At 35.7% G+C, this 15,396-nt stretch carries 9 protein-coding genes; 5 read left to right on the top strand and 4 right to left on the bottom strand.

Annotated elements, in window-relative coordinates; genetic code table 11:
* Nucleotides 1-42 precede the first annotated feature (42 nt).
* The 3 genes from pgmB to Q0L65_RS10665 form a co-directional block, all read right to left on the bottom strand.
* Nucleotides 43-699: a beta-phosphoglucomutase gene (gene pgmB, locus Q0L65_RS10675; RefSeq protein ID WP_296686165.1), complete on the bottom strand. Its 657-nt coding sequence runs from the start codon at nt 697-699 to the stop codon at nt 43-45.
* Between the two features lie 5 nt (nt 700-704).
* Nucleotides 705-2,042, bottom strand: a complete 1,338-nt coding sequence (locus Q0L65_RS10670) for an MFS transporter (RefSeq protein WP_296686162.1) — start codon at nt 2,040-2,042, stop codon at nt 705-707.
* Nucleotides 2,043-2,234: 192 nt separating this feature from the next.
* Nucleotides 2,235-3,260: a LacI family DNA-binding transcriptional regulator gene (locus tag Q0L65_RS10665; RefSeq protein WP_296686161.1), complete on the bottom strand. Its 1,026-nt coding sequence runs from the start codon at nt 3,258-3,260 to the stop codon at nt 2,235-2,237.
* A gap of 235 nt (nt 3,261-3,495) precedes the next feature.
* On the opposite strand from Q0L65_RS10665, the gene Q0L65_RS10660 reads away from it, so the two are divergent.
* The 5 genes from Q0L65_RS10660 (at nt 3,496) to Q0L65_RS10640 (ending at nt 13,379) form a co-directional block, all read left to right on the top strand.
* Nucleotides 3,496-6,420 (top strand): SusC/RagA family TonB-linked outer membrane protein, encoded by a 2,925-nt coding sequence (locus Q0L65_RS10660; protein ID WP_296686159.1) that lies wholly within the window; start codon nt 3,496-3,498, stop codon nt 6,418-6,420.
* An 11-nt stretch (nt 6,421-6,431) separates the two neighbouring features.
* Entirely contained in the window at nt 6,432-8,036 is a 1,605-nt protein-coding gene (locus Q0L65_RS10655) for a RagB/SusD family nutrient uptake outer membrane protein (protein WP_296686156.1), read from the top strand.
* A gap of 58 nt (nt 8,037-8,094) precedes the next feature.
* Nucleotides 8,095-9,252 carry a SusE domain-containing protein gene (locus tag Q0L65_RS10650; RefSeq protein WP_296686154.1) on the top strand — a complete coding sequence of 386 codons (1,158 nt, stop codon included), beginning with the start codon at nt 8,095-8,097 and terminating at the stop codon, nt 9,250-9,252.
* 78 nt (nt 9,253-9,330) lie between these two features.
* Entirely contained in the window at nt 9,331-12,672 is a 3,342-nt protein-coding gene (locus Q0L65_RS10645; RefSeq protein ID WP_296686266.1) for an alpha-amylase family glycosyl hydrolase, read from the top strand.
* Between the two features lie 2 nt (nt 12,673-12,674).
* Nucleotides 12,675-13,379: a hypothetical protein gene (locus Q0L65_RS10640; protein WP_296686153.1), complete on the top strand. Its 705-nt coding sequence runs from the start codon at nt 12,675-12,677 to the stop codon at nt 13,377-13,379.
* Nucleotides 13,380-13,464: 85 nt separating this feature from the next.
* Here the strand turns inward: Q0L65_RS10640 and acs are convergent, their stop codons facing one another.
* Entirely contained in the window at nt 13,465-15,372 is a 1,908-nt protein-coding gene (gene acs, locus Q0L65_RS10635) for an acetate--CoA ligase (protein ID WP_296686152.1), read from the bottom strand.
* Between the last annotated feature and the right edge of the window lie 24 nt (nt 15,373-15,396).

Here is a 15,396-nt window from a genome sequence, read left to right as displayed (position 1 = left end):
TTTGAAATTTGAAAAGGGGGCAATTGGTCCCGATTTCAATTTTTAATTATTTATAAGTGAATTTAAAAATGCTTCGTCTATAAAAGTGAAGTCTTTAAAATTGAATTTAGCTTCGTTTAAAATGGTAGCATCTCCAATTCCAATACTGGTCATAGATGCACTATTAGCGGCTTGAATTCCAGCAACCGAATCCTCAAAAACAATGGAGTTTTCATTAGTAATACCTAATTTTTGTGCTGCTTGAAGAAAAACTTCAGGGTCTGGTTTGGCGTTGCTTACATCATTTCCGTCAACAATGGCATCAAAATAAGATAGAATTCCTGTTTTTTCTAAAATAGGTCGTGCGTTTTTACTTGCTGAACCCAAAGCGATGGGCTGTTGGTTGGCTTTCAAAAATTCCAATACGGGCATCACTCCAGGAAGAATTTCACTCTGATCCATATCTACTAAATAAGATAAGTAATCTTCGTTTTTTTGAATCAACCATTGGTCTTTTTGCTCCTGAGAAGCTTCGACTTGTCCTAAGCCTAAAATAATATCGAGTGAGCGCACGCGGCTTACTCCTTTTAATAATTCGTTGTGTTCGTGTGTGAATTCGATACCTAAGTCGGTTGCGATTTTTTTCCAAGCTAAATAATGGTATTTAGCCGTATCGACAATTACGCCGTCAAGGTCGAATATAAATGCTTTTTTAGTCATTAAATTTATTTTTTTATTACATCATCTACATCTTTAACTCGTGCTACTAAGAGAGCTGCGATGATAAAACTCACGCCACTCGTTACAATGGCAAATATGGCGTTGTCCTGATATACATATTTTACAAGAGGCCCGCCAATTAAGGCATTAATAATCTGAGGAATTACAACAAAAAAGTTAAAAATTCCCATATAAACGCCCATTTTAAAAGGTGAAATGGAACCTGCGAGAATGGCAAATGGCATTGATAAAATACTAGCCCAAGCAATTCCAACAGCAATCATAGAGAGAATTAGCCAGTTTTCATTGGGCATAAAATACATCGAAATTAACCCCAAACCTCCAATGATTAATGAGATAGCGTGGGTTAATTTTCGGCCTATTTTTTTTGCAATGTAAGGTAAAGCAAATGCGTAAAATGCAGACACTAAATTATACACCCCAAATAAAACACCTACCCAGTCTCCAGCATTTTGATAGGCTTCACTTTTATTGTCACTAATAGGTAAACCATAAATGTGGTGAGCAATGGCAGGAGTAGTAAATACCCACATGCCAAACAATCCAAACCAAGAGAAGAATTGTACAAAAGCCAATTGCCTCATGGTGGTTGGCATTTGTTTAAAGTCATCAATTACATCAAAAAGATTGGATTCTTTTTCTGGAGTCGCTTTTTCATCTGAAAATTGCGCTAATTCAGTAGGAGAATATTCTTTGGTGCTGAAAATGGAAACCAAAACCGAACCTACTAATACGATGGCTCCAATGATAAAAGATAGAATTAAGTTGTAAGGGACACCTCCAGCTTCATCTTTATTGGAAACTCCAAACCAATTGGTTAAAGTGTACGGTAACCATGATCCAATGACTGCTCCAAAACCAATTAAAGCGGTTTGAACACTGAATCCTGCCGTTCTTTGATCGGTTCTTAGATTGTCTCCTACTAAAGCTCTGAAGGGTTCCATAGCAATGTTAAACGAAGCATCCATAATCATCAACATTCCAGCACCTACCCATAATGCAGGGAGTACTGCGATGAAAATTTCGGCTTGCGGCATCAGGATTAATCCAATAGAGGCAAGAATAGCTCCCGTAAAGAAAAATGGTTTTCTTCGGCCAAATCTTCCCCAAGTTTTGTCGCTATAGTAACCAATAATAGGCTGCACAATGAGTCCCATTAACGGAGCTATAATCCAAAACCCAGATAGTTCATGAACATCGGCACCAAAAATTTGAAGAATTCGGCTTGCATTAGCATTTTGTAATGCAAATCCCATTTGTATCCCAAGGAAACCAAAGCTCATGCTCCAAATTTCAAGGGTACTTAATCTACGCTTTTCCATTATCGTAATTTTTAAAATTAATACGATAAGCGCTATGCTTATCAAAACTTAACTAGGATTTTCGAAGTAAAAGTAAAAGTTTTGAAGTCCCAAATATAGATAAATCCCTATTACTTTTATTTCGAAAATGTATTTTTAATTGAAAAACACGAACTACAAGGTTGTAGTACTGAGTGAATTAACAAATTAGGTTTAATTTGTAGATTCTCTTTCGATAAGGTGCGTCGAAATTACTTCTGTGACGTAATTCTCTTCCCCTTCTTGATAGTCGTCTATTTCTAATCTTTTTATTAGCATTTTAGCTGCTTTGGCTCCCATTTTTTTACCATTTTGGCTCACAGTGGTAATAGTAGGGGTGGAATACTTTGAAATCATTCCATCGGTAAAAGCAATCACCGATAAATCATTTGGGACTTGAATTCCCATTTTGTTTGCCATTTTGATGATGGTTACCGCAAATAGTTCGTTTACTGCAAAAACGGCATCAATTGCTTTGTCTTCTAGTAGTTTGCTAATGGTAATTTCGCAAGTATCCACATCTTCAATTTTAATAATCAAATTTTCATTAAAAGGAATGTCGTTGTCTAGTAAAGCTTTGGTATAACCATCGGTTCTCAATTTCCCTACGCTAACATAATCTACAGTGGTAACTAAGGCTATTTTTTTCTTTCCTTTATCGATTAAACTTTGAACGGCTTCATAGGCTGCGGCTTGGTCGTCAATAATTACTTTGTCGCAGAGGATGTCATTGGTTACACGATCAAACATTACTACTGGCATTCCTTGGTTGATGACTTCGGTGATGTGGTGAAAGTCGCCTTTGTATTGTGTTTCTTTGGACAAAGACATGATAAATCCATCTATACTCCCATTGGCAAGCATTTCCATATTGAGCACTTCTTTGTCGAATGAATCGTCGGACAAACAAATTACTACGCTATATCCATTATCATTGGCAACATGTTCAATACCATTAATAACGGTAGAAAAGAAATAGTGCACTATTTCAGGAATGATGATTCCAATGGTTTTGGTTTTTCTATTCTTTAAACTAAGCGCAATATTGTTGGGTTTGTAATGGTATAGTTTAGCGAAGGCTTGTACTTTTAGGCGAGTTTCTTCTCCTATTTCAGGACTATTTCTCAATGATTTGGACACCGTAGAAATCGAAACGTCAAGTTCCTTTGCAATTTGTTTAAGTGTGACTTTTCTTTTCATATTTGATAGTGAGAAATAGTTATTGAGAATAAATGTATTGTATAATTAGCTCAATTACAAAAATACCGTATAAATTTTCTTAAAATCACAAACTTTTCAACACTACCACGTTTTCGTAAATAGAAAATAGTTGAGAGTGTTTCGAAAACGTTATCGTTTTATTATGTTTGTTATTCGAAGTAAAGTATAAGTTTATTAATGTTAACCAAAATTCAATTAATTTAAACAAACAAGTATGAAAACAATTTACAAAAAGTTGTTAGTTTTATTACTACTCTTGCCAGCAAGTTTGTTGGCTCAGAGTTCATTTAGTGGAGTTGTAGTTGATGCTAAATCAAATCAACCAATTCCAGGAGTAAATGTGGTAGTAAAAGGAGCGCAACAAAGTGTTACTACTGATTTTGACGGTAAATTTAAATTGTCAAAAATTAAACAAGGTGATGCTGTGGTATTCTCATTTGTAGGATACAAAGGACAAACCATTACCTATTCTAATCAAGCCAATCTAACGGTAAAACTTGAAGAGGCAGAAAACCAACTTCAGGAAGTGGTAGTGCAAGTAGGATATGGATCGGTTAAAAAGAAGGATGCAACAGGTTCAGTTGCGGTAATTACTGCCAAAGATTTCAATAAAGGGGCAATTACTAATACTGAAAACTTATTGAATGGTAGAGTTGCAGGGGTAGTTGTTACCCAAGGTGGACGCCCTGGAGATGGTGCTGCGATTCGAATTAGAGGAGGAGCTTCGTTAGGAGCGTCAAACGATCCTTTGGTAGTTATTGATGGTTTACCAGTAAATAATGGATTGTCATCAATTAACCCGAATGATATTGAATCGTTTTCTATTTTGAAAGATGCTTCGGCTACAGCTATTTATGGTTCTCGTGGGTCTAATGGTGTTGTTTTAATTAAAACCAAAAAAGGAACAAAACAAGAAGGTGTAAAAGTATCGTTCAATTCATTAACTACAGTTAATACAGTGGCTAAAAAAGTAGATGTATATTCTGCGGATGAATTTAGGAACTTAATTACTACTTATGTGCCTTCAAGAGTGGCACTATTAGGTACAGGAAACACTGATTGGCAAGATGCGATTTACCGTAATGGTATTACATTTTCAAATGATGTATCTGTAAGAGGAAACTTTTTAAAAGTAATTCCAACTAGATTGTCTGTTGGTAAAACAAATATTGATGGAGTACTAGAAACCTCATCGTTTAAGAGAAATACAATTGCATTGTCTATGACTCCATCGTTTTTGGACAATCATTTGAAATTTGAAGTGAATGCAAATTATGCAACTGAAAAAAATAGATATGCTGATGAAGGTGCTATTGGAGCAGCTATTTCATTCAATCCAACCTATGTAAATTATGATCCCAATTCACCATTTGGAGGTTATAAAGAAACTTTTGATGTAAATACTCCAAATACCAACACTTATACTGTTTATGGAGCAGCTAACCCTGTGGCTTTATTGCAACAAAAAAACAATCAAGGAAGAAGCACTCGTATTTATGGAAACATTCAAACAGAATATAAATTGCATTTCTTTGAAGACATCAAAGCGGTAGTTAATGTAGGCTTTGATAGAAGAGAAACTACAGATGATAATACTACAAGTGCTAATTCTAAAACGACACTTTACAATTCAGCTAAATTAGGTTACCACGAAGCTAAATGGGGTAACTCAACCAACACTTTATTAGACGGATATTTGAATTATAACAAGAAATTTGGGAAAGTAAAAGTAGATTTTACAGCGGGTTATTCATACCAAAATTTTGATTCAGAAAATTACTTTTCAACCAACACTTTATTACCATTGGCGGAGCAAAAGCCGGATGTTGTGACAAGTCCTGGGGTTAATTTACAAGCCTATTACTCTAGGTTAAATGTAGATTTGAGTGATAAATATTTACTTACAGTGAATTTTAGACGCGATGGTTCTTCAAGATTTTCAGAGTTAAATCGTTGGGGTAATTTTCCTGGAGCAGCTTTAGCTTGGAAAGTTTCTAGCGAAGAATTTTTGAAAAATTCTAAAACAATTTCTGAATTGAAATTGCGTTTAGGATGGGGAGTTACAGGTCAACAAGACATCGGAGGAGCTGCGTATGATTATTTCCAACGCTATAATTTAAGTGCTTTAACTTCTGGTGCAACATACCAATTTGGAAATCAATACTATCAATTAGGAAGACCAGAAGGATACAATCGTAACTTGAAATGGGAAGAAACTACCACAGTAAATGCTGGTTTGGATTTCGGATTGTTTAATGATAAAGTAACAGGTTCGTTAGATGTGTATAGTAAAACTTCAAACGATTTGTTAGCTTATGTAGCAGAAGGTTCATTACAGAACTTTAGAACTGCTGGTTTCCAAAATATCGGGTCATTAACTACAAAAGGAGCCGAGTTGAATGTTAACTACAAAGCGATTCAAACTAAAAACTCATCTTTGAACTTTAACTACAACATTGCTTACAATGATATTAAAATTAAAGATTTAGGCGGTCTAGATTTTTTCCAAGGTTCAGTTGGTTTGGATGTGTATTCACAAATTCACAAAGAGCGTTTAGCGCCTAATACCTTCTGGTTGTACGAGCAAGTATATGATAGTGCTGGAAAACCAGTAGAGGGTGTTTATGTAGACAGAAATGGAGATGGGCAAATTACTTCTTTGGATAAACATGCATTTAAAAAACCAAATGCTGATATTACCATGGGATTCATGACCAACTACAACTACAAAAAATGGGATTTCTCTATGGCTTGGAGAACAAGTTTAGGAAACTATATTTATGATAATGTAAATGCTAGTAGAAGTTTCTTGGCTCAAAGTATTTCAGACAATAATGTGAAAGCAATTAACAATACAACGGTTGATTTTAATAACACCTTGTTTACTCAAAAAAGAGCGGAATCTGACTATTATGTAAAAGATGCTTCTTGGTTAAAATTAGATAACATAACTATTGGATATTTGATTGAAACGCCATTTAATGTTCAATCTTCCTCTTTACGTTTGTACTCTGGGGTTCAAAACGTAATGACTATTTCTAAATACAAAGGAATGGACCCTGAAGTTTTTGGAGGTATAGATAGTACAATTTATCCACGTGCAAGAATGTTCTTATTTGGATTAAACTATAATTTTTAATATACACTATTATGAAAAAGATAAAATCAATTAATTTTAAATTATTTGTATTTCTTGGATTAATTGCATTTTTTGTATCATGTACTAATGATATGAATGTGTCTCCAAAAGATGATGATGATTTCACATCAGAAGCCTTTTATTCTAATCCAAATTCATACAAACAATTTTTAGCTAAAATCTATGCAGGTTTAGCTGTTACAGGTCAAAATGGACCAGACGGAAGTGCAGATATTCAAGGAATTGACGAAGGATTTGGTCAATATCTTAGAGGATATTGGCAATTACAAGAGTTGCCAACTGATGAAGCTATGGTTTCATGGGGAGATCCAACGCTACCAGAATTAAACAACCACACTTGGAATGCTGACAACCGTTTTGTAAAAGCGTTTTATGCAAGAGTTTTTTATCAAGTAGGATTAGCTAATGAATTTTTACGTGCTACAACTGACGAAAAATTAGCTTCAAGAGGAGTTAGTGATGCAGTGAAAGCTGAAGTAAAAACATACAGAGCTGAGGTTCGTTTCTTAAGAGCATTGTCTTACTACCACGGTATTGATTTATTTGGAAAAGTAGCATTCGCTACCGATGCAGATTTAGTAGGAACGAAACCTGTTGAAAAAGACAGAGCCTTTGTTTTTGACTTTTTAGTTAAAGAACTGAATGCGATTGATGCTGATTTAAAAGACGCTAGAACTAACGAATACGGAAGAGTTGACAAAGTAGCTGCTAAAATGTTATTAGCTAAATTGTATTTGAATGCTAAAGTATATTTAGGAACAAGTAAAGATGCTGAGGCTCTTGCTGCAATAAATGCAGTAATTGGTTCTTCTTACAGTATCGCAAATGTTCCCTACAGCAACTTGTTTATGGCTGATAATGATAGAACTGCGGTGCAATCTGAAATCATTTTCCCAATTCGTTTTAATGGTGTTAACACTAAAACATGGGGAGGAACTACTTTCATCATTCATGCATCAACTGGTGGATGGAACTCAGACATGGGTGTTGATGGAGGTTGGTATGGATTAGCAGCTCGAAAAGAATTTGCTAATTTATTCTCTGATCTATCAGGAACAACAGATCGAAGAGCAATGTTCGATGCTGCATCAACTTCTACTTTAACTATTAATTCAGTTTCTGATTTCTTTGGAAATGGAGGTTTAAAAGTGAAGAAATATTCTAATAAAACTTCTGCGGGTGCTAATGGAAGTAATTTGACACATACAGATACTGATTTTCCATTGTTTAGATTGGCTGATGCGTATTTGATGTATGCTGAATTAGCAGCTAACAATGTGGCATCTGCATCAAAATCAGTTGCTAGAGGGTATGTTAATACATTAAGAACTCGTGCTGGAGCTGTAGCTGTAGCAAATGATTCAGATATTACTCCAGATTTTGTTTTAGACGAAAGAGCTAGAGAGTTATATTGGGAAGGTCACAGAAGACAAGATTTAATTCGTGCTAATAAATTTACAGGAAGTGCTAAGTTATGGCAATGGAAAGGAAATGCTTTGAATGGCGCTAGTATAGATGCTAAATTCAATGTGTATCCAATTCCTCAAACAGAATTAAATACAAATTCTAACTTGACTCAAAACACAGGATATTAATGTCTAAAAAATCCAATGGTCTGAATCAATTAGACCATTGGAAAATAAATTAATAATTATGAAAAAAATATATTTAAGTTTAATTTTAGTAGCAGGAATACTATCAAGTTTAGTTTCTTGTTCAGATGATCTTTTGGGCCCAGTTGCTGCAAAGGGAGACAATATTGTGCTTTCTGCTCCAACAGGTGGAACATATGCTTTATCAGCTTCTACCGCTTCTGCAACTGCATTTACAGCTAAGTGGACTTCTTCAACTTTTGGATATTCTGCAGCTGTACGATATACTTTGCAAGTAATTAAAAGTACAGGAAATTTTAATGCGCCTGGAACATTCCCATTAGGAGATTATGGAGTTGATTCTTCTATCAATTTAGAAAAAGCAGTTACAAATAGACAATTGAATGCTGCTTTGCTAGGAGCTGGAGGTCCAATTGGCGCTTCTCAAGCTTACAAAGTACGTGTTGTAGGAAGTCCTTTAAATCAATCTTCTTCAACAGTGGATGCATATACTGTAGTTTCAAATGAAATTACAATTACGGCTACTGCTTTTGATACTTATGATGAATTTGCTAGAATTTATGTGCCTGGAAATTACCAAGGAGCTAGTGGATACGGTTCTGACTGGTCTCCAGATAATGCTAATGTGGCTAAATTATTTTCTGCTGGAAATAATGGTAACTACGAAGGATTTGTTTGGATGAATAATGCTACTCCTGCATTTAAATTTACTCCAGTACCATCTTGGTCAGGAGATAAAGGTGAATCAAATGGTTCAGGAGCTTTTTCAGGAGTATTAGGAACAGCATCTGATATTAAACCTTCAACAGGTGCAGGAACGTATTTCTTTACTGTGAACTGGACGGCTGGAACCTATACAATGGATAAAAGACAAGTGACTATTATTGGTGCTGCTACTCCAAATGGATGGGGTTCAGGTACTCCTTTAAATTTGGATACCAATCCAAGTTCTCCTTATTACCAAATGTACACTGCTAACTTAACTTTAGCAGCTGATAATTTTCTAATTCGCTTGAAAGATGACTGGTCAGTTAAAATGGGAACAGTTTCAGGAAATTTAGAAAATGTAACAACTGGTGGTCAGTATAAAATTAAATTAGGTGGAGGAGATATGAAAGTACCTACTGCTGGAAATTATAAAGTAGTTTTAGATATCAGAAACTCTGCTAACTATAATCTACGATTAATGCCACAATAAAATTTTGATTGAAATGAAAAGCACTTAATTTTTAATATTAAGTGCTTTTTTTTATTTTAACTAACCTACCATACAATGATGAAAAATTTTTTACTATCCTTTTTATTTCTGCTTGCTATAAGTTCTTTTGCTCAACAGCAAACGGCCACATATAGTGTAAACCCTGCATCTTTTGAGGAAAACACATCAATCACTGTAACCATTAATGGGAATAGTATTGATGAATCAGCTTGGGGAGTTACAGGAAATGTATTGTACATGTGGGCCTGGGCTTTTGATTTAAGTGGAGTTACGCAAAAAGGAACACCATTAAACGGTGATTGGAACAATTCTAACGAAGCCAGCAAGTTTACTTACAATCAAACTAATGACACCTATACCAAGACCTTTACTCCAACAACCTATTATAACACTACAGGAATTGGGAAAATAGGTTTCCTAATCAAAGCTAAAGATGGTACAGGCGATAAAAAGTCGCAAGATATGTTGGTTGAGGTAGGCTCTTTCCAAGTCAATCTTACTACGCCAACACAAAACAGTAGTACTATTATTAATTCGGGTTCTAATTTTACAATTACAGCTACTAATACCAATGGTAATGCGAGTTATAATTTGAAATCGAATGGAGTGAGTATGAATACTAACACATCAACTTCAAGTTATTCTTTTACACATTCCAATATTACCAGTAATCAAAATTACGAATTAGAAGTAGTTCAGGGTACTACAACCATTACGAAAAAGTTTTCGGTGATTGTTAATCCAGGGAATAATCGTCAAGCTTTGCCAACCAATTTAGTTGATGGAATTAATTATGATCCTAACGATGCGACAAAAGCCACTTTGGTTATAGATGCTCCTTTTAAAGATTTTGTATATGTGGCAGGAAGTTTTAATAATTGGCAACCAACTAATGCATATGCTATGAAAAAGGATACCAATTCGGATAAATTCTGGTTGGAATTGACAGGTTTGACTACAGGAACAAAGTATACTTATCAATATTGGGTGGTAGATGCTACGCCAATTGCTGGTACACCAACCATGGTAAAAACCGCCGACCCTTATTCTACTTTGGTTTTGTCTCCTTTCGATGACCCGACAATTCCATCTACATCGTATCCTAATTTACCTGCTTATCCAATAGGACAAGAACGTGAAGTAACTGTTTTACAAACGGGGCAAACTCCGTATGCTTGGAGTAATGCTACAACCAATTTTGTTAAACCAGCTAAGGAAAAATTAGTAGTCTATGAATTATTAGTTCGTGATTTTGACGCAGGTCGAAATTTTCAAGCGGTAATTGATAAATTAGATTATTTTAAAAATTTAAAAATTAATGCTATCGAATTGCTTCCTGTAATGGAGTTTGAAGGAAATGAAAGTTGGGGATACAATACCGCTTTTCACATGGCTTTAGATAAATTTTATGGCACTTCAGATAAGTTAAAAGAATTGATTGACAAATGCCATCAAAATGGTATTGCGGTCATTCTAGATGTAGCCTTGAATCATGCTTTTGGCAGAAATCCAATGCTAAGAATGTGGATGAATGATCCTGATGGTGACGGTTGGGGAAGTCCTTCGACTGAAAATCCGTATTTTAATACGGTAGCAAAACATAGTTATAGTGTAGGAGAAGATTTTAATCATCAGCAATCGAGAACCCAAAACTATACAAAACGTGTAGTGAAACATTGGATTGAAGAATTCAAAATTGATGGTTTCCGTTGGGATTTAACCAAAGGATTTACACAAGAATGTTCCGCGGGAGATGACGCCTGTACTAATGCTTACCGTGCAGATCGTGTTGCAGTGTTAAAAACCTATGCCGATTATTCTTGGAGTCTAGACCCAACACATTATACCATTTTTGAACATTTAGGAACGGATACTGAAGAGAAAGAATGGGCAAATTATAGAATAACAGAGTCACCTAGCAAAGGAATAATGTTGTGGGGTAAAATGAACACAGAATACAACGAACTTTCAATGGGATACACTGCTAATATTGCTCGAATGAATAGTGCTAGTAGAGGATTTACTAATCATAGATTGATGGGTTATGCCGAAAGTCACGACGAAGAACGTTTGATGTATAAAAATATTCAATATGGTAATAGTGCTAACTCAGTTCACAATGTGAAAACGTTAAATACAGCTTTATCAAGAATGTCAGCGATTGGAGCGGTTTCTTTATTGGTTCCAGGGCCAAAAATGATTTGGCACTTTGGCGAATTAGGATATGATGATTCTATTTTTACCTGTAATAATGGAACGGTAAACACATCTTCAGATGCTGCTACAGGCGATTGTAAATTAGATACCAAACCGCAATTGCAATGGACTAATAATTGGTTAGCCAATGCCAATAGATTTAAAATTTATTCGGATTGGGCTAAAATGATTCGCTTAAAAACAGAAGAGCCAGTCTTTTCAGGAACAGCAACCATTACTAATACAAGTTCATTATTGCAAACCATTAAAATTACAGAGGCTAATCTACCTAATACGAGTTTAAAAGATGTAGTGATTGTTGCTAATTTTGATGTCACAACCAAGAGTATTCCTACGGGTTTTCCTTATGCAGGAGAATGGTTTAATTTAATGGATAATTCAAGTTTAAATGTGGTCAATGTAAATGATGCTATTACTGTTTTACCGGGACAATTTAAAATTTATGGAAACAAACAAGCTTTTGGAGCTACGGCACCATTTGCATTACCATCGGATAATTTTAATTTAGAATCCAGAGCCGAAACCTGTGCCAATAAGAATAATGGAGCAATTGTAATTAATGCGGCTCAAACGTATAATTACGTAGCCACTCTCAATGGAGTCAATTACAATTTTACTAATAATAGTTTGACTATTTCTAATTTAGCTCCAGGTGTTTATCCAATTTGTATCACTATTCCAGGAAAAACTAACTTTGAGCAATGTTATAGTCTAACTATTACAAAAGGGTCTTCATTAGTCGGAAAATCATCAGTTGCTTCTAATATTGCATCGGTACAAATTATGGAAGGAACAGCTCCTTTTGAGGTGTTTGTAAATGGGATGCCCCAATTTGAAACCTCGGCTACTAATTTTACAATTCCAGTGCAGCAAGGCGATTTTCTTGAAGTAAAAACAGCTAAAACTTGTGAGGGAATTTACGCAACTAGCATCATGGATCCATTAAGTGGTTTTGTGGCTTATCCAAACCCAACGCATGGATTAATTGAAATAGCTGCACCAACTCTCCAAACTGAAATAGCGATTGAATTGTACAATTTGAATGGTCAATTGATTTCAAAAGGGAAGTATTCGGTGTTGAATGGAAAAGTGCAACTGAATTTAGAAAAAGAATCGGCTGGGGTGTATTTTGCAAAAGTACATTTAGATACTCCAGTAAGTGTAACCATTGTAAAAGAGTAAACATGAGAAAAATTATATATTTAGTAAGTATAACCTTTTTGTTTATTTCGTGTGGCGGAAGTGGTTCTGATGGGCCTACGCCAACACCGGAGCCAACGAATACTGCGCCAACGGTTCCGTCGTTAGTTGCGCCAACGAATAGTTTGTTGTGCATTAACAATGTGGTTAATTTTGAATGGAGTGCTTCAACGGATGCCGAAAGCAACCCTGTTGTATACCAACTTCAGATTGCAACGGATAATCAGTTTGCCCAAATTGTAAGCACAACAGATGTGTCGTCACGCACTCAAGCGGTTACTTTAGATAAAGGCAAAGCCTATTATTGGAGAGTAAAAGCCACGGATAGCAAAAATGCATCTAGTGCCTACTCAGGAACTTTTAGTTTTTATACTGAAGGGGTGGCTGTAGCCAATCATTTACCATTTCTACCTGAATTAATTCAACCTGAAAGTAATACTACAATTACTGGAACAACGGCTACCTTAAAATGGTTTGCCTCTGATGCTGATGTGACAGATGTATTGACTTATGATGTGTACTTAGGAACCACCAATCCACCAACAGTTAAAGTTGGAGATAATATAACTACACCTACTTTTGCAGCAACTTCATTACAAGCGGCTACACTTTATTATTGGAAGGTCGTAGTAAAGGATAATAAGGGAGGAGAGACAAGAGGACAGGTGTGGAACTTTAGAACTAATTAAAAGTCCTTTAATATTTTTAAAAACAAAAAAGCTACTCCCGAAAGGAGTAGCTTTTTTCAACTACAATTAACACACAAACTAAAAACTAAATTTTTCCATCTTTAATTTCATCCACAATTTCTGGATTCAATAAAGTGGTAATATCTCCAAAATTGGAGAAGTCACCTTCGGCAATTTTACGTAAAATTCTACGCATGATTTTCCCAGAACGAGTTTTTGGTAAGCCCGAAACGAATTGGATTTTATCCAATTTGGCAATAGGCCCAATGTGGTCTGAAATATGTTGGTTAATCTCTTTGCTTAGGTTATCTCGATCACGGTATTCACCAGATTCTTTTAAGATTACAAATCCGTACAAAGCATTTCCTTTGATGTCATGTGGGAAACCTACAATAGCTGATTCGGCTACGGCTGGGTGTTCGTTGATAGCATCTTCGATAGGCGCTGTTCCTAAATTGTGTCCCGAAACAATCACCACATCATCAACACGACCTGTAATTCTGTAATAACCCACTTCGTCACGCAAAGCACCGTCTCCTGTAAAGTATTTTCCAGGGAAAGCACTAAAATAGGTTTCTTTATAACGTTGATGGTCGCCCCAAATAGTTCTCGCGATACTTGGCCAAGGATACTTAATACACAAACTTCCAGTCACTTGATTGCCTTCAATTTCGTTGCGTTTTTCATCCATCAATACCGGTTGAATACCTGGTAATGGGAGCGAAGCATAGGTTGGTTTTGTAGGTGTTACAAAAGCCAAAGGCGAAATCATAATTCCACCTGTTTCGGTTTGCCACCACGTATCGACTACTGGACATCTTTTACCACCTACGTGGTCATTGTACCAGTGCCAAGCTTCTTCATTGATTGGTTCACCAACGGAACCAATTACTTTTAAAGATTGTAAAGGATATTTTTGAACGTATTCAACACTTTCTTTTGCTAAAGCACGAATCGCCGTTGGCGCTGTATAAAATTGAGTTACTTGGTGTTTTTCAATTACTTCCCAGAAACGACTGAAGTCTGGATACGAAGGAACTCCTTCAAAAATTACGGTAGTAGCTCCGTTTAATAATGGTCCGTAAAGAATGTACGAGTGACCTGTAATCCAACCTATATCAGCAGTACACCAGAAAATGTCATTTTCTTCGTAGCTAAATACATTTTTGAAAGTGTAAGCAGTATACACCATATATCCTGCTGTAGTATGCACCATTCCTTTTGGTTTTCCTGTAGAACCTGAAGTGTAAAGGATAAATAAAGGATCTTCAGCATCCATAATTTCAGCAACGTTGGTATTCATTGCATCGTCTAAAAGGGGTTGTAACCATTGGTCACGACCTTCTTTCATATTCACATTGGTGTTGGTTCTTTTAGCAACCAATACTTTTTCAACAGTTGGACATTTTTCTAAGGCTTCATCCACAATGCCTTTTAAGTCAATGGCTTTGTTACCGCGGTAACTTCCATCTGAAGTGATGACCATTTTACATTCGCAATCATTGATTCTTGAAGCAACTGCTGAAGCTGAAAATCCAGCAAAAACTACAGAGTGAATCGCTCCAATTCTAGCACAAGCTAATAATGAGATGGCTAATTCAGGAATCATTGGTAAATAAATACAGACACGATCTCCTTTTTTGACGCCTTGGTCACGCAAGACATTGGCCATTTTAGAGACGCGTTCGTACAATTCGTTGTACGAAATGTGTTGTGCTGCTTCTTTCGGATCATTCGGTTCAAAAATAATCGCCGTTTTATCTCCTCTTTTGGCAAGGTGTCTGTCAATACAATTTTTCGTAATATTTACTTTGGCATTGGTAAACCATTTAATTTCGGCTTCAGCCATATTGAAATCAATTACGTTGTCCCATTCTTGGTACCACGTAAAGTTTTCAGAGGCAATTCGGTCCCAGAATTTTTTAGGCTCACGAATTGATTTTTTGTAATGTTTGAAATATTCTTCTAGATTTTCAATTTTGTAATAACTCATGGTATTCTATTTTATATGTTCTAA

Source organism: Flavobacterium sp., assembly GCF_024642105.1.
Taxonomy (GTDB): Bacteria; Bacteroidota; Bacteroidia; order Flavobacteriales; family Flavobacteriaceae; genus Flavobacterium.
This window is presented reverse-complemented; position numbering and strand designations above follow the sequence as displayed.